This is a genomic window from Photobacterium sp. DNB22_13_2 (assembly GCF_052873915.1).
Window position 1 is genome coordinate 49,814 of sequence record NZ_JBNNXU010000001.1, and the last position, 26,095, is coordinate 75,908.

The window sequence follows — 26,095 nt, forward strand, 5'->3', positions numbered from 1 at the left end:
CATGATGAGCCTATACCTATCTAGAATATGTACTTATAACGCTTGGTATTAAACCCCTTGCTCTTTGGCCATCTTCATCGCAATTTTCGGTGCATCCCATAGCGACGGCAATAAAATCAGTGATACCGGTACGGCAGTAATAACGATAAAAGATTGCAGGGCCGATACCCCACCGGAGCCAAGGGAAATCAAAATTAAGGCTATTAAACCCATCATCACGCCCCAGAAAGAACGGATAAAGGCGTTAGGTTCGGTTTCTCCGCTGATCACTACGCTGATGGTATAGGTCATTGAGTCACCGGTAGTGACAATAAAAATAGTTGTCAGTATCAGGAACAGAATCGACACTATCGTTGGGAAAGGCAGTTGCTGAGTAATAGCCAGTAATGCCCCTGGTAAGTTAAAGCCTTCGAACCCCTTGCTGACAGTGCCTGGGGCGGAAATTTCGAAAGCCACCCCTGTACCACCAACGATGGTAAACCAAAAACAAGTCACCAAAGGTGCAATCACACCGAGGGTCAGTACCAATTGACGGATCGTGCGTCCACGGGATATACGTGAGATGAAAATAGCCATCATCGGGCCGTAGCCAAGGAACCAGCCCCAAAAAAAGACTGTCCACCAACTTAACCAACCTTCATCACCACGGTAAGTAGACATTGGTATAAAGTTGTCCAACATAGTACCCACTCCTTGCAGGTAACCATTGACAATAAAGCTCGTTGGGCCAACCAACAAAATGTACGCCATCAGACCGACAGCCAGAATGATGTTCCAACGACTGAGAATTTGAATACCTCGATTCAAACCACTCAGAGCTGAAATGGTATAAATGGTGATAGCAAACAATATGATGATTAACTGGGTGGTGAAGCCATCAGGAATAGCAAACAACACATTAAGCGCATAACTGATCTGCAAACCCAGGAAGCCGATAGGACCGATGGTACCGGCTGCCACGGCAATAATGCAGCATGCATCAATCGTGGCACCTATGCCGCCTTTAAGCGCGCGCTCTCCCAATAAAGGGTAAAGCAAGGTACGAGGCCTCAGTGGTAGACCTTTATCATAATGCAGGTGCATGAACACGATAGACGTCAAACAGCCTGTAATCGACCAAGCCAAAAAGCCCCAATGCATGAAAGATTGCGACAGGCTGTTAATGGCCTGCTGCCATGGCGTCGCCCCCTCACCATATAAAGGAGGAGCACTAACAAAATGCGCTATTGGCTCAGCCGCAGCCCAAAATACACCACCACCCGCAAGCAAGGTGCAGAGAAGAATTGCAATCCAGCGGAAAGCATCTATTTCAGGTTTATCTAAATTACCAAGCCTAACTTGCCCAGTTCTACCTACAGCTAAAGCGATGGCTAATAAGAAAGTCATTAACAGTAATATTTGCCAGTACGGGCCGAAGTATTTCACCGCCCATGAAAAACCCGTGTTGACAATAGTGGAAAGTAATTCGTGATCAAATATCGCCAGAGCGACAAAAAGTGCAATGAATCCGCCGCTTAGCCATAACACAGGATTGTTAACACCCAATTTCTCGATCAAAGATTCATGTTTATGTATTTCTGATTGTAAAGATCCAGTATTGGTCGCTTCTGGCTTTATGGTATTCGTGAGGTCAGACATCAAGTGTCTCCAGCTGTGAGTGGATTTGTCTGGGATAAAAGAATAAATAGCCTAACTAAGATCAGTTTGCTTTCGCCGAAAAAAGCAAACGGGCCCTTGAGATTATAGGAGTGATAGGCCCTTTCTGTTCTTACTGCGCAGGCTGTAAGCCGCTCTGCAAGAAGTTGAACCAGTTACCACCAATGATCTGGCCTGCTTCCGCTTCATTGAATCCAGTCTTGATCAGCCCGTTGTAGATGTTTTCCATCCCACAACTACCGCTAAACCAAGGCAAAGCATCAGGCCAGCATGCATTACCGGCCGAGCCCTCACCATAATCCATCGCTTTCGACCAACGGCCATTACGCATCCATTCCAACACCGACTGTGGCTGGTTCAGGCACAAGTCACTACCGATCCCCAAATGTTCGACCCCGACCATATCGGCAGTACGTCCAACCATTTGGCAGAAGTCTTCCAATGAGCACTGACTACCATTTGGCAAGTGGAACGGGTACAAGCTAAAGCCCAGCAAACCACCACGGTCAATCAATGCCTTGATAACCACATCAGATTTATTACGCAGCGCATCATGAGCAAACGTCGGGTTGGCATGGCTGATACAAATCGGCCGTGAAGATAAATCTATCGCCTCCAGAGTCGAACGCTCGGCGCTGTGCGACATGTCAATGACCATGCCGACACGATTCATTTCATCGATCACTTGTTTACCAAAACGGGTAACACCGTTATCGTTCTGCTCATAACAACCTGTCGCCAGCAGGCTTTGGTTGTTATAGGTCAACTGCATAATCAATAAACCCTGACGACGCATCACTTCAACTAAGCCAATTTCATCATCAATGGGAGAACAGTTTTGCGCCCCAAGTAAGACTCCGACTTTGCCTTGTGCTTTTGCCGCTTCGACATCAGCCATCGACATCACGGGCATAATTAAATCCGCATTCATCTCGAATAAAAGATTCCACTCGGCAAAACGGGTTAGCGTTTCTCGTGCATTCTCGTGATACACCAAGGTGGCATGCACCGCATGGATCCCACTTGCTTTCAGCGTCTGAAAATATTCACGATCCCAGTGACAGTATTGCAAGCCATCAATGACTATTTGCTGCTGATACATAGGCCACTCCCTAGTAAGGACGCTGGTATGCCGTTTTCACAACGGTGTAGAACTCTTTCGCGTACTGGCCTTGTTCGCGAGGGCCAAAGCTCGATTCTTTGCGACCACCGAACGGTACGTGATAATCCGTTCCTGCCGTTGGCAAATTCACCATCGCGCAACCAGTTTGAATCTGCTCTTTGAACAGCGCGCTGGTACGCAGGCTTTGGGTGATAATGCCGCCAGTCAGGCCAAAGCGGGTATCGTTGGCGGTCGCAATTGCCTCGTCCAGATCCGATACCTTGATAACACAAGCCATCGGGGCGAAGACTTCTTCCTGATTCACTTCCCAGCCGTTCTTAGTATCAAGAAACAGCGTGGGTGACATGTAGTAACCGTCATGCCGGAGGCTTAAACGCTCGCCACCGACGGCTAACTCGGCACCACTCTGACGGGCTTTTGCTACCCAATCCAAATTGGCTTCCAACTGCTTACTGTCAACCACCGGCCCCATAAAGATACCCTCTTCTAATGCATGACCCACTTTTAGCTCACTCATGCGTTTGATTAGCGCCTCTACGTAAGCATCATGGATGCTATCCATAACGACCAAGCGCGATGAAGCGGTACATTTCTGCCCAGCGCCAGAATATGAACCCGCAATAGTGGCTTCTACAGCGATTTGGATATCAGCATCATCAGCAATGATTAGCGCGTTTTTACTGCCCATCTCTAGCTGACAGCGAACAAAATTCGGCGCAGTAGCAGCAGCCACTTTACGACCCGTTTCAACTGAACCGGTAAAACTCACCGCTTGGATTTGTTTTGAATTAATCAGGGTATCGCCGACTTCTGCACCACTGCCCAATACAAGGTTGAATGTGCCTGCTGGCAGGCCTTGCCGGGCAATGATGTCGGTTAGCGCAACCGCACTGGCCGGTGTAAGATTGGCGGGTTTCCAAATCACACTGTTACCAAACGCCAATGCCGGAGCAATTTTCCAAGCGGCTGTTGCTGTCGGGAAGTTCCAAGGTGAGATAATAGCCACCGTCCCCACGGCTTCGCGGGTCACTTCAACAGAAACACCCGGGCGAACAGACGCGGCGTTATCACCCACCTGACGCAATACTTCTGCGGCATAGTATTGAAAGAACTGACCGGCACGGTAAATTTCACCGCGACCTTCTGCAAAGGGCTTGCCTTCTTCGCTTGAAAGTAAACGTCCTAGCTCATCACAACGGGCAATAAGCTCATCACCAATGGCTTGCAATACGGCTAATTTGCGTTCCAGTGGTGTTTTTTCCCACTCAGGCTGTGCTGCATTGGCCGCAGCAATTGCCTGCTGTACCTGGGCTTGGCTCGCTTGGGCATAATTCCCCAGATTCTGACTGATATCCGATGGGTTGATGTTAGCCAGTGTGCTTTGACCAGATTGCCACTCGTTACCGATAAAAAGCGATTGCTCTGCTTGAATAGTCATTGTTATGTCCTTATTCCTTTACTGCGGCGTAAACCACTAGCTCAACAAACATTTCTTCCCGTGCCAATCCGGCGACGACCATCGCTGCACGATTGGGATATGGGGCACTGAAATATTCGGCGTAAACCTTATTAACCGTGGCGAGAAAATCGCGATCCGTCACGTAGATCAGCACCTGCAATACAGAATCTAGCGACACTCCGGCGCACTCTAAGGTGTGAACCAAGTTGTCCAATGTCTGGCGAGTCTGAGCTTCGATCCCCCCTTCCACAACCACACCACTCTGATCAATCGGGATCTGCGCAGTGTAGAGCGTGCCATTATGGGTAATGGCCCATTCAAGCGGGGCTTTTGAGGCAAATAGAGAGGTTTTGACAGCTTGCTTTTGTTCTTGAAGGCTCACGCTCAACTCCACTTTGTAACCAAGATGTTTCAAGTTGGTTAAATCATGCACTACCTAGACTGATATATCTAACGGTTATTTTTTTACAATTGATAAATTTTATTTAACACTTGGTTTCAGGCATGATGAATAAAGGGCTCAAAAGGAGGCGAGCATGGGAATTAAACTTCAGCAAATGATCCATTTTGTGATGGTGGTCGAGGAAGGTGGCTTTCGCGCGGCTGCAAAACGGGCAAACCGCTCTCAAGCAGCACTCTCTACTTCGGTAAAAGAGCTGGAACGAACATTGGGGCAAGCCCTATTTGAGACTGGGCATAAGGCGCAACTCACCCCTTTTGGTAAAGTCTCCTACCCGAAGATCACCCAGTTTCTCAGCATTTATAATGATCTTGATAATGATCTGAAAGCCATTGCCTCTGGTCATCAGGGAAAGGTACGTATTGCATGTGTTCCCTCCGTGGCAGCCAAACTCATTCCAAGCGTGTTGGCCGCATTTTGCGAACGCTACCCCAAAGTCGAAGTCAGCTTGATAGATGATAATGCCGCTGGCGTAGAAGCCCGTCTACTGGCTGGGGAGGTCGATTTAGCCTTGGGAAATTGCTCGCATTTTGATGATGAATCTATCTCTTTTACCCCATTGCTTTCTGACCCACTAGGTGTGGTCTGCCTGCAAGACAACCCCTTAGCTAAACTTGAAGAGGGGATTAGTTGGGAAACCTTGCTCAAACAACCTTTTATCCGCAATGGAACCTGTACGCTGTTAGAACCCACCCCGGCTCGGGTACTCAGTGAAAAAGCACTCTATTCTGTAGAAAACATTACGTCGTTATTCTCAGTTTTGGAATTAGGCATAGGTATCACGACCCTGCCCAAATTAGCCTTCCCTACCAATGAGACCAAACTCGTCTGGCGACCGCTTATCGACCCACCGCTCAAGCGAGACATCGGCATTTTCCGCCTTACCGACCGCACCATCTCACCACAGGCCAATGCATTCTATTCGCTTTGCGTTGAATATCTTATGTACACAGGTGACGCCCTAAATAAATGAAAAGATAATGACTTTCCACTGCCTTTTAGCACACCAGCCAAGTGCAACAAAGGGGAGCCATATCATGCCGTTGAAAAATTAAACTTTGTTTTCGACACCCAAATTTTAGGGGAGATCTTTAAAACCTTGATAAATACCCAGTTATTTGTTCAATAAATAGACTACTATGTTGAAGAGGCAACGAGCCCAACTGCATATTGATGTGTCGTGGAGGATGCTATGTGGCAAGCAATTTCTCACCAACTTTCTGAGGTATTGGATAGACCATTCAAAATCAGCGAAAAGGAAGTTCTTGAAGGCGGTGACATTAGTGAATGCTACTGCATCGGAGACGGTAACGAACGTTACTTCGCCAAGGTTAATGACCGCGAACGATTGGTGATGTTCGAAACAGAAGCAGAAAGCCTGAGAATGCTCAATGAAACTGATTGCATTCAAGTTCCCCAATTTGTCCATCTAGGCGCGACCAAAGATCGTGCGTTTATTATTCTTAATTATCTGCCGACAAAAGTCATCGATAATCAATCTGCTTATACCTTGGGTGAACAGCTAGCACGTATGCACGCTTGGGGTGATCAAGGGGAATACGGATTTGACCTCGACAATTTTGTCGGCTTGACCCCACAACCTAATCAATGGTGCCGAAAATGGTGCCGCTTCTTTGCTGAGCAACGTATTGCCTGGCAGTTGCAGCTCTGTTCTGAAAAAGGTATCGATTTTGGCAATATTGATACAATCACCAGCAAAGTGATCGATCTGCTTGTCCATCACCAACCCAAACCATCACTACTCCATGGTGATCTTTGGCATGGCAATACCGCCCTTACCGTAACCGGGCCGATCATTTTTGATCCTGCTAGCTATTGGGGAGATCGCGAATGCGACGTTGCCATGACAGAATTGTTTGGCGGCTTCCCACCTAGCTTCTACGAAGGATACCAGTCCGTCTGGCCCTTAGATGATGGTTATGAAGAGCGTAAGATACTCTACAACCTATACCATGTGCTCAACCATTGTAATTTGTTTGGTGGCAGCTATATCACCCAAGCTGAACAAATGATGGAAAAGTTAGGGCTGCGATAAGTCTAGCTTTTCTCACTACACGCTAATCTGATTTAAGCTGGATGCAGACACCTGCTCCAGCTTCTTGCCTTTCTCTATGGCAATCCTCAACCAGCGGTCTATATCAATACTGTCGACCAGAAACTTAACTCGCCACTCGAAGTAAATAAGCAATTTATTGCATTGCTGAAGTAACGTCACACTTTCAATAAGGTCTAGATCAAACCACTATATTAATTGCACCTTTTTTGCCTTCCGTGTCATATTAAAAATGTTCCAGTTCTGACCTAATATTTATTTCATCAATATAAACAAAAATTTATACGTCCAGTCTTTTTTCGATATCGGATATTTACCTCACCGTTATTTTTCATAATTTTCTATCACTTCAAACTTTATAGTTAATTTGAGGCGAAAACGAATGCTTAACGCTAAAGTTAAAACATTGAATTGAACCTGTCACGTTCCCAGGAATGATTGCAACTTGGATGCCCATTCTTGTCGTAAGTTTGCAAGGAGTACAAAATGAATAACTTTACAGAGCAGACGGTAGCCTGCCCGCATTGCGGCCACAACATCCGCATTACCCTTGATGCCAGTGCTGGTAGCCAAGAGTTTTATGATGACTGTCCAGCCTGCTGCCACGCCATCCACCTCAATATGCAAGTTGATGACTTGCACAAGACAATCAATTTATTTGTCGATGCCGATGATGAGCAAATATTCTAAAACTGTCTCTCAGGTTGAGCAGCATAACAAATACTAAGAAACAAAAACCCCTACACATAAGTAGGGGTTTTCTCTTTAGAAGGAGCCTTGCTTTATATCTTAGATAAATTATTCAAGACCTTTTTCAGCCAGTACCCTTTCTACCGTATCGACGATTGCTTGGGTTTGCGGATCGATTTCAATATTAACTTTAGCACCTACTTGCTTCACACCGAATAGTGTTCGTTGTAATGTTTCAGGAATTAAATGCACGCAAAATCTGTTTTCTTCCACCGTACCAATGGTCAATGAACAACCATCCAAGCCAATATACCCTTTTCTTAATATATATTTATTGTATGACTCAGGGATTTCAAACCAAATCGTGGTGTTATTTGGCGATACTTCAATATCTACAATTGTCGTCACGGCATTAATATGTCCCGACATTGAATGGCCACCAATTTCGTCACCAAACTTTGCAGCACGCTCAATATTTACGCTATTTCCAGCAATGAGTTCGCCAAGGTTTGTTACCGCTAGCGTCTCTTGCATTAGGTCGAAAGAAACATTGTCTCCTTCAAGTTTAGTTACCGTTAGACAGCAACCATTGTGGGCCACAGAGGCACCGACTTCTAGCCCATCACGCATCTTGCCGAACAAGCGGACAACGTGAGTTTGAAACGCTTCTTTTTTATTGATGGCAATAACTTCGGCTGTACCCTGAACAATTCCGGTAAACATAACAACTCCTGCTGGTAAGCTAACTTTCAGCATGTTAACAGCAAACTAACCCGGTAAAAAGCAAGCCAAATTGCACTCTTAGGTTTTACCCTATATCCTCAGCACATATTCCCCCATTTATTGCAGATCACATTGAGTTGGACTCAACATGCTTACACACCTAAGACAGAATCTTAATCGGCACATACAGGTGTTAATGGCAATGTTGGTTGTTCTAACGGCACTACCTATCGGTTATCTTTGGCATCAAAGTGCTGAACGTATTGTTCATCATACGATTGAAAATATTTACAAACATGCTAGCCAAGCAGTGATAAACCACCTTGATGATTTTTTTTCTGATGCATACAAAGTTTACGACCATCAGGAGCGGATTGAGTCTAAGCTCAGCGGTACCATCAATGATCGAGAAGCAATACTTGGTCACATTACCAATGTTCTCAATCACCACGACGAGATTGATTATTTTTACTTTGCCAACATTGATGGCGGGTTAATATCTGTCGGTCACCAAAGTAACGACCGTTTTTACCTAATCGAAACCGAAACGGGAAAAGCCGGAAACCTTACACGCTTTGTTTCCGATCATAACGGTATCAAGGGGCCGTTTGTTGAATCGACAGCTAACTTTGATGCTCGAAATAAAAAGTGGTTTCAAGACGCTGCAGCGGTTAACTACCCCGTATGGAGCCATATTTATGCTGGTGCATTTGACCCAACCCTGCTCGGTATTACCCTGTCAAAAGCGCAGCGCGATACCAATGGTGAATTATTAGGTGTTTGGGGATTGGATTTAACCTTAAATACAGTCATTCAAGAGCTCAATAAAAGCAAACTAAGTAGCCATGGTGATGTTGTCTTGTTTTACAAGAACAATGTCATCTTAGCCAGTACAGCAAAAAACCATACTCCACATACTGGGAAGCTGAAATCTATCAACTACGAGATGACCCCAGTGTTAGATGAGTTAATAAGTCTCGACAATAACCAAGGCAATAACCTGATCCTTGTCGATCATGAAGGAAAACAATGGGCTGGATTTATTACCGACTACAGCCTAGCGCAGGTTGATCACGTTAAGATCGCTTTCTATTCGCCTATGAGTGATTTTGCCCCAGAGCTCAAGATTGCACAGAATGTTGGTATCCTGCTTACCTTAATTTTGGTTTTTATTGCTATCATGCTTGGTAAAAAAGCCGCCCGCCAAATTAGTCAGCCGGTTCAAGAGCTGACTCAAGCTGCAGAACAAATCAGCAAAGGACGGTGGGGACGAAAAATTACTGTAACTCGTGACGACGAGTTAGGTACGCTTGCTGAATCCTTCAATAAAATGCAGCATAATCTTGAGCAAACGATATACAAGCTAGATAGCGAACAACAAGAAACTCAACGCCTCAATGCCCTCTTAGAACAGCAAAACCAAGAACTCGAAGTACGCGTTGAAGAAAGGACCCTGGCCTTAAGTAATGCAAATACCAAATTACATCAAATGGCCTATTACGATGGACTTACTGGTATCGCTAATAGACGTTATTTCTGGCAGCAACTCGACGAAAAGAGTGAAGAGGACAGCGGCTGGCTACTCATCTTAGATATCGATAACTTCAAACAAATCAACGATGCTTACGGCCATATCGAAGGTGATAATATCCTAATGCACTTTACGGCAACCTGTCAGGAAGTATTACCAAACAGTTGCCTCTTTGGCCGTATCGGCGGAGAAGAGTTTGCCATTTGGTTAGAAGAGATGCCAAGACCGAGTGTCGAGGAGATAACAAATAAGTTATTATCGACGCTTGCCTGTTCGCCTTACATCAATGGTGAAACAACCGTGACAATATCAACCAGTATTGGCGCCTGCCATTGCGCCTCTCACCCACAGAAGGCGTATGCCATCGCGGACAAATTGCTCTATGAGGCGAAGCTAAGTGGAAAAAGTAAAGCAGTTATCGAAACTTAATAGCAGTAGTAGCACTAAAAAGCCTATACAAGCTACTGACTTAAAAGCAAAAGAATAAAGTTGTTCATTTTCATTCAATGTGAATTGTGTCGGCTCCCTTAACCGTTATAATTCCCGCGTTACTTCCCTTCTTATACCTGGAGCGCATCTGTGCATAATTATCGGCGTGAGACACGTCATCTACTCAAACTCGCGATTCCCGTGCTGATTGCTTCTGTCGCCCAAACCTCAATGGGGTTCGTTGATACCGTTATGGCCGGTGGTGTCAGTGCCACAGATATGGCCGCCGTCTCTGTTGCTGCAAGTATCTGGCTACCTGCTATCCTATTTGGCGTCGGCTTGCTTATTGCGCTGGTACCTATTGTCGCGACACTGAACGGCTCAGGGAAGCGTGACAATATTCCTTTCGAGGTTCAGCACGGCTTTATACTTGCCGCTTTAATCTCTGTTCCTATCATATTGGTGCTCTACAATGCAGGAGCCCTCATCGATATGATGGACGTTGAAGAAGCCTTGGCAGAGAAAACCAATGGCTACCTTTTTGCTGTCCTTTTCGCCGTTCCGGGTTTTCTCTTCTTCCAGACTCTGAAGAGCTTTACGGAAGGAGTATCGATGACCGTTCCTGCCATGGTGATCGGCTTTATCGGCCTTGCTGCCAATATTCCGCTAAACTGGATCTTTGTATACGGCAAATTCGGCGCTCCTGCTTTAGGCGGTGTCGGTTGTGGTGTTGCGACCGCCATTGTCTATTGGCTGATGTTCTTCTCGATGCTGGTTTATATTCGATTGAACAAAAAACTACGTAACATCGGCATTTTCGATCAGTGGCACAAGCCGCAATTCAAGGCTGTTATTCGTCTTTTTCGCTTAGGCTTTCCTGTTGCCGCGTCGATTTTCTTTGAAGTATCTCTCTTTGCGGCTATCGCATTGCTGATCTCCCCGCTTGGCTCAACCATCGTGGCCGCTCATCAGGTCGCCAGTAACTTCTCATCGCTTATCTTTATGATTCCAATGAGTTTAGGGGCCGCATTAAGTATTCGAGTCGGTCATTTATTAGGGCAACAAGACTTCACCGAAGCCAAAATTGCCAGCCGCTGCGGCTTGATTGTGGCATTTATTGTCGCCGCCATGACAGCCGTACTGACCGTTATACTGCGTGAGCCGATCGCCCAGATGTACACCAATAACCGCGAAGTCATTTTCATTGCTGGTCAGTTGTTGTTCCTCGCGGCTATTTACCAATGCACAGACGCAATCCAAGTTGTTGCCGCTGGCGCACTAAGGGGCTACAAGGATATGCGTGCAATCTTTATTCGTACGTTCATTGCTTATTGGATCCTTGGCCTGCCAATTGGCTACGTCCTAGGCATGACTGATTGGATTGTGGATCCAATGGGCCCTCACGGCTTCTGGATCGGTAATATTGTTGGTCTGACCGCTGCTGCTATCATGCTGGCGTCCCGCATGCTCTGGGTACATAAGCAAGATGAAGACGCACAACTGCAAATGTCATTGCGATAACCAGTTATTTACTGCACATTCAATAATTAAAGGCGGCCAATGGTCGCCTTTTTGTTTTGCCGCGTATACTTATTATATTCTTGGTACTGAATGGTTAGCATGTTTACCCAGTCTATTCTTTCACACATATCACGGTCTTTTATCCTAGAGCAATATACTGTGCGCGCATTCAAACTGTGCTGGTTACTTGTCTTTATTTTTGGGGTTACAGGTTGCGAACCCAATACCGCAAAACGAAGCTTTGAGACCTATAACGAAAGGCTTGCCAATGTGCTTGAGACTAAACCGATAAAAATCAAAGAAGGTGAACTCGAAACATTTCCCGAACCCCGCGAGCTACTACTGCCTATCGAAGATATTCGAATTGATCTGCTCGATGCCTATGAGCTGAGAAAATGTGGGTTATTTAATTTAATTGCCGAGCGTAACTCTATCCTAGGCAAAGTGCAGGATAGAACGCGTCAACTTCGCTATGAACTGATTCTGCTCAACGGGCTCAACCATTGCCAAAAAGTACTCCCGGAAGACTCAGACGTCCTCCCTTTACTGGAAGGGTTTAAGCAACAAAAACAATCCCAGATCCATCGCTATCTTTGGAATATGCTGACCAGTGAAAAAGAATGGCGGCAGCAGCTAACGATACATAACCACCCCTTTGAGCTAGGGGGCTTTTACGGATTTGATGAAAGTCTGAATGCATTTAATTTTCTGACTTTTATCCAACAACATCTCCAAGCAGGTACCAGTATCGAAGAAAAACAAGCCGATAGGATTATTCATCATCAAGAACAGCTCCATACCCATCATTATTTTGGTCAACTGATTTACTCAATACACCTTTCCACCCTGTGGCTGGAAGCTATTACCAGCATGCTCGAACAACATGAAAACACACTTATCTGTGGACCTAGTCGCAATCAGCACAAAGCGGAAATCTTGAGCAATGTATTCTATAAGTTCTTCGTTAACGAACTTCAACCTTACCTTGCCGAACTCGACTCCCAATACCGGCAAATTTCTCCCACACTCATCGAGCTCCTAGGCCCTGGACGACCTGGAAGCCCTGCCGTCACCTCTTATTTCGAGCAATACCTAGGAGGTAATTTGCATAATGATTTTAGGCAGTCGACGCTTCAGCATGTCGAATTCTGGAAGCGAACTTTCAAACGCTGCAACATAAAAGTAGGAATTCGCTAGCTTACCATTCGTTTTTATATAAATTCACAGACTAAGTGCAAAAAATTGTCCAGTCTTGCTATAAATGCAAAGCGACAGGCTCTAAGATGAAACGATAAACATCTAAAGGAGCCTAACATGAAGAAAAACAAAAACGACCCAAAGCTTTTAAAAAAAGCGCTAGAGCTAGGTATGTCCTTTGCGAAAAAACAAGGGTTTGAGGATTTAGACAAATCTGTCTCATCGAAAGACAAAGTCGAATGTGTTTACCGTTTACTGGTTGAATTCAAACAAATCACACCACTCCCCGAAGACAAGGAAGATGGCCCGAACATGAAACATAAGCTCATCTTGTGGATTTCTCGGCTGTTACCGCCTGATCACGAGTTGCTACAATAAGCATTGCAGCTCATATAAGGCTAATGTATTCTTTTTTCAAATAGTTACCAAGGTAGGTTCAAGCATTATGCGTCGTGTTGTCTTCAATCAAAAAGGTGGGGTGGGAAAATCCAGTATTTCAGCCAACCTTGCTGCCATCAGTGCCGCTAAAGGCTATAAAACACTGCTGATCGACTTAGATGTTCAGGGAAATAGTAGCCATTACCTTGGCTTTGATATCAATGTCGACAACGACAAAAATGTTGCTGAATTGCTCAACCAAACCGTTGGATGGTTCTCTGTTTCAACGCCGATCAAATCCTATCCGCAACCTACCTCCTTCGAAAATTTAGATATTATTCCATCCAGTCCAAAGTTGGAAAAAATCGAATCTGAGCTGGAACGTCGCTACAAAATATACAAGCTGCGTGATGCCCTAGACGAATTGGAAAAGGAATATGACCGTATTTATATTGATACGCCACCAAATTTAAATTTCTTTAGTAAAGCCGCGTTGATTGGCTCCCATAAGTTGCTGATCCCGTTTGATTGCGACAGCTTCTCGCAGCAGGCTTTGATGACTTTGCTCAACAACGTGTCGGAACTACGTGACGATCATAACCCTAAGCTTGAGGTCGAAGGTGTTATTGTCAATATGTTCAATGCGCAAGCAAAGTTCCCTGCAAAAATCATTGAAGACCTGAAAGACATCGGTTTACCTATCCTTGAGCCTTACCTGCCGTTGTCGATTAAAATGAAAGAATCCCATTATCACCAACAGCCGTTAATTCATTTATTACCGAACCATAAACTCAGCCAATCATTTGTCGAACTTTTCGCCACTTTAGAGCATACCGAAACGGAAACAGCCACTTAGGTCCTTTGGCTTTCTCTAGCAAATTGAACATAAAGCCAGCAATAGTCACCTCATGACCTGCTGGCTTGATTGTATTTATTTGCTCAGAGTGGAAACAGCTATTAATAAAAAGTGATTGAAATCACACTTTTATTCACCTTTGCGGCGAGAATTAATCCGCCGCGCTCAAAGCATAAGCAAACAGTCACCATAACTTAAAAAAGCGAACTCAAATGCTTGCACGAGGGATCATCAGTCGCTAATATGCTCATCGTTCTCTGAGAGAACACAGTACGACCGTAGCTCAGCTGGTTAGAGCACCACCTTGACATGGTGGGGGTCGGTGGTTCGAATCCACTCGGTCGTACCAATTTCTAGCTTTTAACTAGAACAAAAATGCGCCTGTAGCTCAGCTGGTTAGAGCACCACCTTGACATGGTGGGGGTCGGTGGTTCGAATCCACTCAGACGCACCATCTTCTTTTGAAGATACAGTACGACCGTAGCTCAGCTGGTTAGAGCACCACCTTGACATGGTGGGGGTCGGTGGTTCGAATCCACTCGGTCGTACCAATTTCTAGCTTTTAACTAGAACAAAAATGCGCCTGTAGCTCAGCTGGTTAGAGCACCACCTTGACATGGTGGGGGTCGGTGGTTCGAATCCACTCAGACGCACCATCTTCTTTTGAAGATACAGTACGACCGTAGCTCAGCTGGTTAGAGCACCACCTTGACATGGTGGGGGTCGGTGGTTCGAATCCACTCGGTCGTACCAACTTCTTACTTAACCACTAAGAAGAACAAAATTTGGGTCCGTAGCTCAGTTGGTTAGAGTACTACCTTGACATGGTAGGGGTCGGCGATTCGAGTTCGCCCGGACCCACCAAATTCCAGTAAACGCACTACCTCATTTGAGGCTCCCTAGCGTTTATTCGGGCGATTAGCTCAGTTGGGAGAGCACCTCCCTTACAAGGAGGGGGTCACTGGTTCGAGCCCGGTATCTCCCACCATATTCTTTTCGTAAGAAGCAAAAGCCTGCTTATTGAGCAGGCTTTTTTGCGTTAGGCACTCACTCTCATCTGATTGATTGCAATCTCACGTCCATCACAGTCCCCTTTTAATCATTGCTGACAACGACACTGATTATGCTGGCCTAATCACTGCAAGAGCGGGATTTCATGCATATACTTATGCTACATAACCGCTGGTTTCGTTGTTCAAAGGAAGATTGTTCAACGTCTTGTTATCGCTAAAAGGAATTAGGCAAACAATGAATCATATTCTTGACGTTACCACCTCACTGCTGGCTTCTACTTACCGTTGCTGGCACGGTACAGTGGCTGACAAATTAACCGAGCAACCAGCACAAACCCTGATGTTGTTTGATCAAGAAAGCAATGCAGAATGCAGACTAGTACGTGAAGCACTGACCCAGCTGAACTTAGATATTCTCATTGTCCCCTGCCCCAAGGGTGGCAAAAACCTCAAAGCACTGAAAACCAAGTCAGGTAAGGGTGATGATATCCAGCCACCTGTTTTTGTCGATAACAACCAATCCAAAGCCATGTACGGTGCGAAAGCTATCCTTAAGCACCTTAACCAACATTATGGTGCGGTAAGTGTATCAACTTCCCTACTTGGTAAAGTCACCAACCAAGTGAGCTCAACACTGGCATCAACCGTTCGGTTAAATGCCGGTTATAAAGCGCAACCTTCACATCAACTTGAGCTACCTTTGATTTTATACAGCTTCGAATCCAGCCCCTTTGCTAGGCTAGTCCGTGAAAAGCTTTGTGAATTAGAGCTAACGTATATTTTAATCAACCTTGGCAAACAACAGATCTCTGACATGGGGCCAGCAAAATTACGTTGGAGCCTGAAACCCTATCAACCGCTTCCTAACACAAAACGAGAAGCCTTCTTCAAACAATACGGCAATGTGCAGGTGCCGTTCCTGATGGATCCCAACACCAATAAGGCCATGTTCGAGTCGGCAGATATTGTGGGATATCTTGAACAGAGATATGAGCAATAAAAGAGAAGCCGTGAAGGGAACTTCACGGCCTCATTGAAATAACTGGACTATGGCTTCTCATGGACAGTGGTTTACTTGCTACTGTGCTTTTTTCAGCTTTTGCTCAGTTACCGCTTTTTCCTTTTTGTCATCCGTCTTCGCTTTAGGAGTAAACTCGACAACATGCTGGGTTTCTGCCGGGAAAGTAGTACCAAAGAACTTACCACCACGATCAATACTCAAGTTATCACAGTAAATGCTGCCTGATACGACACCTTTATCCAAAATCTCGATGGAATTAGCATGGCAGATGCCTTCTACTTGACCATTAACGATAATCTTATCAGCCCACACCTCTCCTTTTATTCGACCAGTGCGGCTGACAACCAGGCTTTTTTCCAGCTTCATTGTGCCATCAATGATCCCGTCAACCTGCATATCACAACTTAGCTTGAGTTCGCCTTGGATATCACATCCCGCTGCGATGACAGTTGTAATTGTTTGCTGACCTGCTGCTCCACTTTCTTTATTAAAGATGCCCATTGAATATTTCTCTCTTTTTCAAAAATATGTTCAAAATTATCTAAGCTCCAATCGACGAATGGCCGAGGATTCAATGCCCGTCCAACGAAGCGTATTTCGTAATGCAAATGCGGCCCGGATGACAAACCTGAATTACCGGAGTACGCAATAAGATCACCTTTATTGACGAAGTCACCGGACTTCACAGCAAATTTTTGTAAATGGGAATAAGACGACGAAAAACCAAAAGTATGCTGAAGGCGAAGGAAGTTGCCTGAACCTTCATTACTTGGACGTATTGTTTCGACAACTCCGTCGGCCGGAGCATAAATCGGCGTACCGGTATTAACCGCAAAATCCAGCCCGCGGTGTAACGTTCGTCGACCCGTTATAGGGTGAGTCCGATAACCATACTGAGAGGACTGCCTCACATTCCCCACCGGAGACCCATTAGGCAAACCCTCAAGAATGGTAACCCGGACAGCTGAATTAATGGCTGCGACATCCAAACGCTGTTCAATCGCTTTGGTTTCAACGGTCACATCAACACCTAACAAGGTTTCGAGTTCGCGAAGCCTATCCGAAACCCCACTCAACCTGTTTTCACGGGCATCCAAATCCGCTTCGAGGTCAAATTTTAGCGAGTTCAGCTGATCAAGCTCTTCAGTCAACGAAGATGACCGGGCTTCCAATTCCATTTGTTTATATTTCGCATCATCGGCTTCAGATTTTAAATACATCATCCAACCAACCGTCGTCACAGTAATCGTCACAACAGTAATTGCTAACCAACGTAGATTACGTTGAGCCATATTACTAAGTTGAAAATGTTTAGACCCGTGGATCGAGGAAACCGATATCGTGATTTGTTCCTTCATAGAGAGACCGCTTTTGATAAATCACTTCTTTTGTAAGCGACCGACGTACGATTTTCATTAAGCGACCCAGTTCAAATTCTTCAAATTAACATTCAAGCCATTTATTGTTAGTATGCAATTAACTGTTGTTAAAGCACTTTTGGTTACCCATTTTTAACAATGTATACTGATAATTTGATTACTAGGGACAGTGACAGATGGTATCAATCAAGGCACTTTTTCAGCGTAAACCTTGGATAATCTCCGCATTGATTTTGATCGGATTAAGCCTTTGGTTATTCAGTGGACACCAGCCCCCCTCCGATGAAACACCGGAATCCCAAGCAGTCAAAAACAATGCATCGACTCCTCCACCATTGGCTAAGGTGGTCACCGAACAGTTTACGGTGCAGCCTGTAACTCGTACTCTTTCGCTATACGGGCGTAGCGCCCCTAACCGCAAGGCCACCCTAGGTGCAGAAGTTGCCGGAAAAGTTGATAAGTTATTAATACGTAAAGGACAGCGTGTTAAAACCGGTCAACCACTGATCCAACTCGATAAGGCAGACCGAGAGCTTCAACTTGCTCGTGCTAATGCCATTCTCAAGGTCAGAAAGCAGGAATTCAATGCGTCAAAATCACTGAAAAAGCGTGGCCTACAGGGGGAAGTCGCCTTTAGTCAGGCCGAAGCCAACCTGATTGAAGCCAAAGCACAAGTCAGAAGCTTGGAGCTTGCATTAGCCAATACCGAAATCTATGCCCCTTTTGATGGTGTTATCGAGTTGCTCTATATTGAAAAAGGCGACTACTTAGGTGTCGGTGATCCCATCATTTCTATTGTGGATTTGGATCCGCTGGTGATCAGCGCCGATGTCAGTGAGCGTCACATCGATAAGGTCTACAAAAGCCAGCAGGCTGAAATCAAACTGGTAACCGGTTTTTCCGCAACAGGTACCCTCAGTTTTCGCGGTGCAGTTGCCAACGAGTCAACCAATACCTACCCTATCGAGGTGGAGATCAGTAATCCCAATATGACGCTGACGGCAGGTACCAGTGCCAACCTCGAATTGATGTTAGCGACCGAGCCTGCAATAAAAATCACACCTTCCATGCTAGCGCTGGATGAAGCAGGTAATCTGGGGATCAAAACCTTGGCAACTGACGATAAAGTACATTTCGTGCCTATTTCAATCGTCAAAGTTGAGCCAGATGGTGTCTGGCTGGGCGGTACTGAGAATACCGTAGAAGTCATCACTACAGGCCAAGGTTTTGTCAGAGATGGCGATGTTGTCATACCGGTTCGACGCAATTCAGTTGACCTCGGCGGGAGTGAATAATGTTTGCCATTATTGACGCGGCGATAAATCGCTCACGCACCATGCTCACCCTGTTGGTTCTGATCTTATTAGCAGGTGCCATCACATACCGAATCATCCCCAAAGAGTCCAATCCAGACATCACGATTCCGGTGATTTACGTCTCTGTTGGCCATCAGGGGATCAGCCCGATTGATGCCGAGCGACTGTTGGTAAGGCCGTTGGAAAAGGAACTGCGCTCGATCGAAGGGGTCAAGGAGATGAGTGCCATCGCCGCCGAAGGCCATGCCTCAGTAACCCTTGAGTTTATTGTGGGCTCAGATATCAATGTTGCCCTAACGGATGTTCGCGAGGCAGTTGATCTCGCTAAAACCAAACTACCAGATGATGCCGATGAGCCGACTGTTCATGAAGTGACTCTAGCCAGTTATGAGCCAGTGCTGTCACTGGTGCTCTACGGCACCGTACCAGAACGGACCACGATTCAAATCGCACGTGAACTGCAAGACAAGCTAGAGAGCTTCAAACAAGTCCTTGAAGTAGATATCGCTGGGGATCGGGAAGACGTCGTCGAAGTGATTGTCGAGCCGCTATTGATGGAGAGCTACGGCCTTGACCAAGAAGATGTCTTTAACTTGGTTGCCCGTAATAACCGCGTGGTAGCTGCAGGGTTTGTTGATACCGGATATGGTCGTTTTTCGGTCAAGGTACCTTCGGTATTTGACTCGCTGAAAGATATTCTTGAACTGCCAATAAAGGTGGATGGCAACAAAGTTGTCACCTTCAGCGATGTCGCCACAATACGCCGTGCTTACCGCGATCCTGACAGCTTTGCTCGCCTCAATGGCGATACTGCCGTTGTGCTCGATGTCAAAAAACGCGCAGGCGAAAATATCATTGAGACCGTCAAGATCGTCAAGGCAGTTGTCGAAGAAGCGCAAAAGCTGGATGAATGGCCGGATAATCTGTTGGTGGAATACACCCTCGACCAATCTGAAGATGTAAATACCATGCTCAACGATCTTCAGAACAATATTTTGTCGGCCATTATCTTGGTCGTCATTGTCATACTGGCCATTTTAGGAACTCGTACCGCCTTTTTAGTCGGTGTGTCAATTCCCGGCGCTTTTCTAACCGGTTTATTGATGCTGGCCGTTAGTGGCGTCACGGTTAACATGATTGTTCTTTTCGCCCTTATTATGGCCGTTGGTATGCTGGTAGATGGGGCTATTGTCGTCACCGAGTATGCCGATAGAAAAATGCAGGAAGGAACCGGACGCAGGCAGGCTTACCGAGAAGCCGCCAAGCGCATGGCGTGGCCAATTACCGCCTCAACCGCCACTACCCTCGCCGCTTTTGCACCCTTGCTATTTTGGCCGGATACCACCGGTGAGTTCATGCGTTACTTACCACTTACACTGATTGCGACCTTGTCAGCATCGCTACTGATGGCGCTACTATTCGTCCCAGTTTTGGGGAGCGTTGTCGGTAAACCCCAGTACACCACAAAGGCTGAACAACAACGAAAAATCGCCTTAGAAAAAGGCGACTTCAGCCAAGCTAGGGGGATCACCAAGCTTTACCTTTCAAGCTTAGCGGTCGCCATTAAGCACCCGATTAAGATCCTGATCTCCGCATTTGTTTTTGCTATTGCCGTCGGGTTTGCCTACAGCAAAGCCGGACTGGGTGTCGTCTTCTTTCCTGAGGTTGATCCGCCCCACTTTACCATCAAAGCTCGCTCCCATGGTGACTTGTCTATCTATGAAAAAGATGTGCTAATGAGCCAAATAGAGCAACGGATTATGGGTACCGAGGGGATTAAAAGTGTCTATACCCGAACGGGAGGCAGCGATGAAATCGGCCAAATCCAGCTCAACCCGATGGATTGGCAAGACCGCCGCCCTATAAAAGACATCATTGCTGAAATGCGAGAAAGAACAGCCGATATTGCCGGTATCGAGCTCGAGTTCAAATTTCCGCAGGCCGGCCCGCCTAGCGAACATGATGTCGTCATTGAAGTATCAGGTAACAATACCGAAGACATGAATGATGCTGTTCGCCAAGTCCGTTACTGGCTGGAATCGCACCAAGCTTTCACCAATATTTCTGATTTGGCAGATAAAGAAGGGATCGATTGGGAAATCAATATCAATCGTGATGATGCCGCCCGCTTTGGTGGGGATGCAACCTTGGTTGGCAATACCGTACAGTTTGTGACCAACGGGCTCAAAATCGGTGACTTCCTGCCTGATGATACCGATGAAGAAGTCGACATTCTGGTTCGTTACCCAGAAGACAAACGGGATATTGGCCGCTTTGATGAACTGAGGGTCAAAACACAATATGGCATGGTTCCTATTACCAACTTTGCCAGTATTACCCCCTCTCCGAAACAAGGCACCATCAACCGCCTTGATGGTAAGCGGGTAACTGAGGTGATGGCCGATATGGCAACGGGCTACAACCTGAGCTTACAGTTGCCCATCATTAACTCGGCTATCACAGAGATGCCGCTCGCCAAGGGGACGCAGGTTATCGTCAGAGGTCAGAATGAAGATCAGGAAAAATCATCTGCCTTCCTGAAAAATGCCTTTTTGGTCGCCCTCGCCGTGATGGGACTCATATTGGTCACCCAGTTCAACAGTTTCTATCAAGCACTACTGATACTCAGCGCTGTGTTGTTCTCTACTGTCGGCGTTTTCCTGGGACTACTAATATTCCAGCGCCCCTTTGGCATCATCATGTCCGGTATCGGGGTGATCTCATTGGCAGGTATTGTGGTCAATAACAACATCGTATTGATTGACACCTATAACCAGCTGCGTCATAGCGGGTTGGATAAAGTCACTGCCATTATGCACACCGGCGCGCAACGTTTACGCCCTGTTATGCTAACCACAATTACCACCATCTTAGGCCTGTTACCTATGGTGCTTGAAATGAACATTGACTTGATAAACCGATTAGTCGAGTTTGGAGCGCCAAGTACCCAGTGGTGGTCACAGTTAGCAACTGCGGTATCAGGGGGGCTTGCTTTTGCCACCTTACTCACATTGATCCTAACCCCATGCCTACTCATGCTAGGGAGAGATCATAAACAGCAGTTAGATGAGCGAGACTCAATGCCAGTACAAAGAGGCAGCCAGCCGGTAATGGGCGATCCCGAGGATGTGGTCGAGCAGCATCTGGGCAAAGTTTTTTCTTCATCTTCAGTATCAGCAGCAAGTACAACGTCAGATGAGTTAGACAGGCAGAATTAAAGTATCATTGATGGTGAGTTAACTAGAAGCCGCCAAATTTGGCGGCTTTCGAGTGATAACGCTAACCTAATGCCCATTTGATCACAATTGCAAGCAAGCTAACGGCCAAGATGCCGCCAAGATAAAGCACCGTAAACCACAACCATCTTTTAAAGCACGGGTTGATCATTAGTGGTACCCCTCATCTTCTTTCAGTTTGCCTCTGAATACCCAGTATGAATAAGCCGTGTAAGCAATGATCAATGGCAACAAGAAAACCGCACCGCTGAGCAAGAATTTCAAACTGGTATCTGGCGCCGCTGCATCCGCATATGTTATTGCATGAGGAACAATGTACGGATAAGTGCTGACTCCAAATCCTAGGAATGCCAGAAAGAACAAGCCAAGCACCACCAAGTAAGCCTGCACGGGCTTATGCTCCATTAAGTCTTTAAATAATAAATAAACCAGAAAAGCTGAACAGCCTGGTATCAATAAAAATAACAGTGCTTGAGGGAAACTAAACCACCGGTCAGCAATGACCTCATTACCCAGCGGAAGCCATAAACTGAGGATCCCTACCATCACCACCATAATCAACGCACACCGCTTAGCAATCACGTAAAAACGCTGGTGCATGCCGTGTGGCATTTTAATCAATAACCAGCAAGCGCCCAACAACGTATATGCCGCAACAGTGACAAACCCGCAATACACGCTAAACGGCGTAAACCAATCAAACCAACCGCCGCTGTATGCTCGCCCCGTCACTTCGACACCCTGAAGTAAGGTTCCGAGGATCATTCCCTGGGTAAACGTCGCAATTAACGAACCGAGGAAAAATGAACTGTCCCACAAAAACTGAGCGCGCTTGGTTCTAAATCGGTATTCAAATGCGACGCCTCTGAAAATCAAACCAAGCAACATCATGATGAGCGGCGCATACAAAGCAGGCATAGCCACCGCATAGGCCAAAGGGAAAACAGCAAACAACCCTCCCCCGCCAAGGACAAGCCAAGTTTCGTTACCATCCCAAACCGGGGCGATGCTGTTCATCATCAAATCCCGCTCTTTGGTAGACTCCGCTGAGATAAACAGAATGCCGATACCCAAATCGAAACCGTCCAGAATGACATAAGCGAATACGGCAAACGCAATGAGGATGTACCAAATCAATGCATAATCCATAATCGATTCCTCACATTGTCAGTTTGTTAGAAGCAGCCAAAGATTGTTTTTCTTTACCCCCGCTACCTACATCAGGAAGATGAGATGTAGGAGGCATCACATATTTCGTCGGTGGTTTACGCATTAAGCGAAGCAGATAAAAGATACCTGCACCAAAGACCGAGAAATACACGACGACAAATGCGGCGACTGAGACACTTACCGCTGCCGCATCCACGGGGGAAATAGAATCAGCCGTTCTGAGTAAGCCATAGACCGTAAAGGGCTGCCGGCCAACTTCAGTGGTTATCCAGCCACACAACAGAGCGATAAAACCCGTCGGTGCCATCGCGACACAGCAACGATGGAACAAGCTATGGTGGTAAAGCTCTCCTTTCTTGCGTAGCCACAAGCTATAAAGCCCTATTGCCAACATCATGAAACCCAAACCGACCATGATCCTAAAGCTCCAGAACACAATAGAGACCGGCGGATGTTCATCGTCAGGGAAGGCATCCAACCCTTTCACTTCACCATTCCACTCATGAGTTAAAATCAGGCTGCCTAAATGTGGGATAGCAATCTTGTAATCTACTTCTTTCGTTTCTTCGTTAGGTAATCCAAACAAAATCAATGGCGCGCCTTGCTGGGTTTCAAAATGCCCTTCCATTGCCGCCACTTTTGCCGGCTGATGTTCTAACGTATTCAAACCGTGCAAATCACCCACCACAATCTGGATCGGCGTGACGATTGCCGCCATCCATAGCGCCATTGAAAACATGGTTCTGGCTAAATGATTATTTTGCGAACGCAGTAAATGGTATGCACCTACCCCACCGACCACAAAAGCGGTTGTTAGGAATGCCGCTAGAACCATGTGCACGAGGCGGTAAGGAAAGGAAGGGTTAAACACGACGGCCCACCAGTCTTCAGGAATAAACTGACCGAGTTCATTCATCGAATAGCCAGCTGGCGTCTGCATCCAGCTGTTAACCGACAGGATCCAAAATGCGGACATTAAGGTCCCGATAGCAACAATCACCGTCGCCATGAAATGCAATTTCTTGCCGACTCGGTTCATCCCGAACAGCATGACACCCAAGAACCCCGCTTCAAGGAAAAAAGCGGTGAACACTTCATAGCCCATCAGAGGTCCAAGTACTGGGCCGGTTTTGTCGGAAAAAACGCTCCAGTTGGTGCCAAATTGATAGCTCATGACGATACCGCTGACTACGCCCATACCAAAGCTGATGGCGAAGATTTTTATCCAGTATTGATAAAGCTCGATATATTTGTGCTTACCCGTCTTGAGATACAGCCCTTCAAGCACAGCGAGATAACTGGCGAGCCCGATAGTGAAAGCGGGAAAAATAATATGGAACGAGACGGTGAACGCAAACTGGAATCTAGCGAGATCGACCGCGAGTTCATTCATGGTTTCTCCTTAGTACCTATCCTGAAAGCCTTTTACCGAATAGGCATGGCTATGGAAATAATGAAAGGATTGCCTTTTGTTTTACGCGTTGCTTAACAGTATGGTTCATCTTGCTCAGCTCGAAAGGTACGTTATAGTTAGATCATTGCTAATCGAATTTCCCACTCAGCCCGTAGCAGTAGTTATGCTGGCATACACCTTGCCAGACATTCGTGAGGGCTAAACAATGAGTCTGAAATCGACATTAGAGAAATTTGAGCACGCCTTTGAGCCAGGAGGCAAATACCAAAAGTGGTTCCCGCTCTATGAAGCATTCGCTACCTTGCTTTACACACCGGGGCAAGTGACCCACCGCCTAACCCATGTCAGAGACGGTATCGACCTGAAACGGATCATGATTATGGTCTGGTTGGCTGTTTTTCCTGCCATGTTTTGGGGGCTTTACAATGTGGGACACCAAACGGTTATTGCCCTAAATACCTTATATTCCCCAGAAGATATTCAGCAACTGGTCAGTGAGAACTGGCAATATTCAGCAACAATTGCCCTTGGCGGAAGTCTTGCCGAGTCTGCCGGTTGGGCTAGTAAGATGCTTCTCGGGGCATTCTACTTTTTGCCACTTTATATCACTGTGTTCATCGTTGGTGGCTTCTGGGAAGTCTTGTTTGCCATCATACGAAAACATGAAATCAATGAAGGGTTCTTTGTCTCTTCCATCCTATTTGCACTGATATTACCGCCAACGTTACCCTTGTGGCAGGCTGCGTTGGGGATCACCTTCGGTATAGTCGTTGCCAAAGAAGTGTTCGGCGGCACTGGTCGAAACTTCCTCAACCCTGCACTTGCCGGGCGAGCTTTCTTGTATTTTGCATACCCGGCTGAGATCTCTGGGGGAATGGTCTGGACCGCAGCAGATGGTTACACAGGAGCAACCGCATTAAGCCAATGGGCCGAGAGTGGTTCAACCGCCATGGTGCACAATGCAACAGGGGAAGCGATCACTTGGATGGATGCGTTTGTCGGCAATATTCCAGGCTCCATCGGTGAGGTTTCGACTCTGTTCCTATTACTTGGCGGCTTGATGATCATGCTGATGGGGATTGCTTCTTGGCGTATCGTCACTGGGGTTATGCTGGGGATGATAGTCAGCGCAACGCTACTCAACCTGATCGGCTCCGACACTAATCCAATGTTTGCCATGCCGTTCTGGTGGCACCTAGTATTGGGTGGCTTCGCATTCGGGATGTTTTTCATGGCCACCGACCCCGTTTCGGCAGCATTTACTAATAATGGTAAATGGGCATACGGGATCCTCATTGGTGTCATGACGGTGTTTATCCGGGTTGTAAACCCCGCCTACCCAGAAGGCATCATGTTAGCTATTTTGTTTGCTAATCTGTTTGCCCCACTGTTTGATAATTTGGTTTCCCGATCCAATGCTAAACGAAGACTGAGTCGGCACAGTTAGTC

Annotated in this window: 21 protein-coding genes and 7 tRNA genes; 19 read left to right on the forward strand and 9 right to left on the reverse strand. The window is 46.3% G+C overall.

The features are described from left to right. Positions 1-48: 48 nt before the first annotated feature. The 4 genes from ACVA58_RS00220 to ACVA58_RS00235 form a co-directional block, all read right to left on the reverse strand. Positions 49-1,638 carry a BCCT family transporter gene (locus ACVA58_RS00220; protein ID WP_446508472.1) on the reverse strand — a complete coding sequence of 530 codons (1,590 nt, stop codon included), beginning with the start codon at positions 1,636-1,638 and terminating at the stop codon, positions 49-51. Between the two features lie 130 nt (positions 1,639-1,768). Beyond that, positions 1,769-2,758 (reverse strand): membrane dipeptidase, encoded by a 990-nt coding sequence (locus ACVA58_RS00225; protein WP_446508473.1) that lies wholly within the window; start codon positions 2,756-2,758, stop codon positions 1,769-1,771. 10 nt (positions 2,759-2,768) lie between these two features. Further along, the gene (locus ACVA58_RS00230; protein WP_446508474.1) at positions 2,769-4,217 is read right to left on the reverse strand and encodes an aldehyde dehydrogenase family protein; all 1,449 of its coding nucleotides are present in this window, start codon (positions 4,215-4,217) and stop codon (positions 2,769-2,771) included. Positions 4,218-4,227: 10 nt separating this feature from the next. Beyond that, positions 4,228-4,620, reverse strand: coding sequence for a RidA family protein (locus ACVA58_RS00235; RefSeq protein WP_446508475.1), 393 nt, complete (start codon positions 4,618-4,620; stop codon positions 4,228-4,230). Positions 4,621-4,774: 154 nt separating this feature from the next. On the opposite strand from ACVA58_RS00235, the gene ACVA58_RS00240 reads away from it, so the two are divergent. The 3 genes from ACVA58_RS00240 (at position 4,775) to ACVA58_RS00250 (ending at position 7,462) form a co-directional block, all read left to right on the forward strand. Further along, positions 4,775-5,671, forward strand: a complete 897-nt coding sequence (locus ACVA58_RS00240) for a LysR substrate-binding domain-containing protein (RefSeq protein ID WP_446508476.1) — start codon at positions 4,775-4,777, stop codon at positions 5,669-5,671. Between the two features lie 219 nt (positions 5,672-5,890). Then, positions 5,891-6,754: a fructosamine kinase family protein gene (locus tag ACVA58_RS00245; protein ID WP_446508477.1), complete on the forward strand. Its 864-nt coding sequence runs from the start codon at positions 5,891-5,893 to the stop codon at positions 6,752-6,754. 504 nt (positions 6,755-7,258) lie between these two features. Then, on the forward strand, positions 7,259-7,462 hold the full coding sequence (locus ACVA58_RS00250) for a CPXCG motif-containing cysteine-rich protein (protein ID WP_428652083.1): 204 nt from the start codon (positions 7,259-7,261) through the stop codon (positions 7,460-7,462). 108 nt (positions 7,463-7,570) lie between these two features. Here ACVA58_RS00250 and ACVA58_RS00255 read toward each other — a convergent pair whose 3' ends face one another. Continuing rightward, positions 7,571-8,185, reverse strand: coding sequence for a riboflavin synthase subunit alpha (locus tag ACVA58_RS00255; RefSeq protein ID WP_446508478.1), 615 nt, complete (start codon positions 8,183-8,185; stop codon positions 7,571-7,573). 202 nt (positions 8,186-8,387) lie between these two features. On the opposite strand from ACVA58_RS00255, the gene ACVA58_RS00260 reads away from it, so the two are divergent. The 13 genes from ACVA58_RS00260 (at position 8,388) to ACVA58_RS00320 (ending at position 16,110) form a co-directional block, all read left to right on the forward strand. Continuing rightward, entirely contained in the window at positions 8,388-10,145 is a 1,758-nt protein-coding gene (locus tag ACVA58_RS00260) for a diguanylate cyclase domain-containing protein (RefSeq protein WP_446508479.1), read from the forward strand. 150 nt (positions 10,146-10,295) lie between these two features. Then, positions 10,296-11,666 (forward strand): MATE family efflux transporter, encoded by a 1,371-nt coding sequence (locus tag ACVA58_RS00265; protein WP_446508480.1) that lies wholly within the window; start codon positions 10,296-10,298, stop codon positions 11,664-11,666. A 159-nt stretch (positions 11,667-11,825) separates the two neighbouring features. Then, positions 11,826-12,863 carry a DUF3080 domain-containing protein gene (locus tag ACVA58_RS00270; protein ID WP_446508481.1) on the forward strand — a complete coding sequence of 346 codons (1,038 nt, stop codon included), beginning with the start codon at positions 11,826-11,828 and terminating at the stop codon, positions 12,861-12,863. Between the two features lie 117 nt (positions 12,864-12,980). Continuing rightward, positions 12,981-13,241: a DUF5062 family protein gene (locus ACVA58_RS00275; protein WP_446508482.1), complete on the forward strand. Its 261-nt coding sequence runs from the start codon at positions 12,981-12,983 to the stop codon at positions 13,239-13,241. Positions 13,242-13,308: 67 nt separating this feature from the next. After that, complete coding sequence (locus tag ACVA58_RS00280) at positions 13,309-14,097, forward strand: ParA family protein (protein ID WP_446508483.1); 789 nt, start codon at positions 13,309-13,311, stop codon at positions 14,095-14,097. 272 nt (positions 14,098-14,369) lie between these two features. After that, positions 14,370-14,446, forward strand: a tRNA-Val gene (locus ACVA58_RS00285). A gap of 28 nt (positions 14,447-14,474) precedes the next feature. After that, positions 14,475-14,551 (forward strand) — tRNA-Val (locus ACVA58_RS00290). A 20-nt stretch (positions 14,552-14,571) separates the two neighbouring features. Then, a tRNA-Val gene (locus ACVA58_RS00295) sits at positions 14,572-14,648 on the forward strand. Between the two features lie 28 nt (positions 14,649-14,676). Next, positions 14,677-14,753 (forward strand) — tRNA-Val (locus tag ACVA58_RS00300). Between the two features lie 20 nt (positions 14,754-14,773). Then, positions 14,774-14,850 (forward strand) — tRNA-Val (locus ACVA58_RS00305). 34 nt (positions 14,851-14,884) lie between these two features. Continuing rightward, a tRNA-Val gene (locus ACVA58_RS00310) sits at positions 14,885-14,961 on the forward strand. A gap of 48 nt (positions 14,962-15,009) precedes the next feature. Next, a tRNA-Val gene (locus ACVA58_RS00315) sits at positions 15,010-15,085 on the forward strand. A gap of 260 nt (positions 15,086-15,345) precedes the next feature. Beyond that, positions 15,346-16,110 carry a glutathione S-transferase N-terminal domain-containing protein gene (locus ACVA58_RS00320; RefSeq protein ID WP_446508484.1) on the forward strand — a complete coding sequence of 255 codons (765 nt, stop codon included), beginning with the start codon at positions 15,346-15,348 and terminating at the stop codon, positions 16,108-16,110. A 78-nt stretch (positions 16,111-16,188) separates the two neighbouring features. On the opposite strand, the gene ACVA58_RS00325 is transcribed toward ACVA58_RS00320, so the two are convergent. Together ACVA58_RS00325 and ACVA58_RS00330 are read right to left on the reverse strand one after the other, a co-directional pair. Then, on the reverse strand, positions 16,189-16,527 hold the full coding sequence (locus tag ACVA58_RS00325; RefSeq protein WP_446508485.1) for a bactofilin family protein: 339 nt from the start codon (positions 16,525-16,527) through the stop codon (positions 16,189-16,191). 8 nt (positions 16,528-16,535) lie between these two features. Then, entirely contained in the window at positions 16,536-17,489 is a 954-nt protein-coding gene (locus tag ACVA58_RS00330; RefSeq protein ID WP_446508486.1) for a M23 family metallopeptidase, read from the reverse strand. A 197-nt stretch (positions 17,490-17,686) separates the two neighbouring features. On the opposite strand from ACVA58_RS00330, the gene ACVA58_RS00335 reads away from it, so the two are divergent. After that, positions 17,687-18,805: an efflux RND transporter periplasmic adaptor subunit gene (locus ACVA58_RS00335; RefSeq protein WP_446508487.1), complete on the forward strand. Its 1,119-nt coding sequence runs from the start codon at positions 17,687-17,689 to the stop codon at positions 18,803-18,805. Continuing rightward, complete coding sequence (locus ACVA58_RS00340; RefSeq protein ID WP_446508488.1) at positions 18,805-22,044, forward strand: efflux RND transporter permease subunit; 3,240 nt, start codon at positions 18,805-18,807, stop codon at positions 22,042-22,044. Before ACVA58_RS00335 ends, ACVA58_RS00340 begins: the two co-directional genes overlap by 1 nt. Before the next feature lie 168 nt (positions 22,045-22,212). Here ACVA58_RS00340 and cydB read toward each other — a convergent pair whose 3' ends face one another. After that, a complete protein-coding gene (gene cydB / locus ACVA58_RS00345; protein ID WP_446508489.1) occupies positions 22,213-23,211 on the reverse strand; it encodes a cytochrome d ubiquinol oxidase subunit II in 999 nt (332 codons plus the stop codon). Positions 23,212-23,221: 10 nt separating this feature from the next. After that, positions 23,222-24,625 carry a cytochrome ubiquinol oxidase subunit I gene (locus ACVA58_RS00350; protein WP_446508490.1) on the reverse strand — a complete coding sequence of 468 codons (1,404 nt, stop codon included), beginning with the start codon at positions 24,623-24,625 and terminating at the stop codon, positions 23,222-23,224. A gap of 226 nt (positions 24,626-24,851) precedes the next feature. Here ACVA58_RS00350 and ACVA58_RS00355 point away from each other — a divergent pair, with 226 nt between their 5' ends. After that, a complete protein-coding gene (locus ACVA58_RS00355) occupies positions 24,852-26,093 on the forward strand; it encodes an NADH:ubiquinone reductase (Na(+)-transporting) subunit B (RefSeq protein ID WP_446508491.1) in 1,242 nt (413 codons plus the stop codon). Positions 26,094-26,095 lie beyond the last annotated feature (2 nt).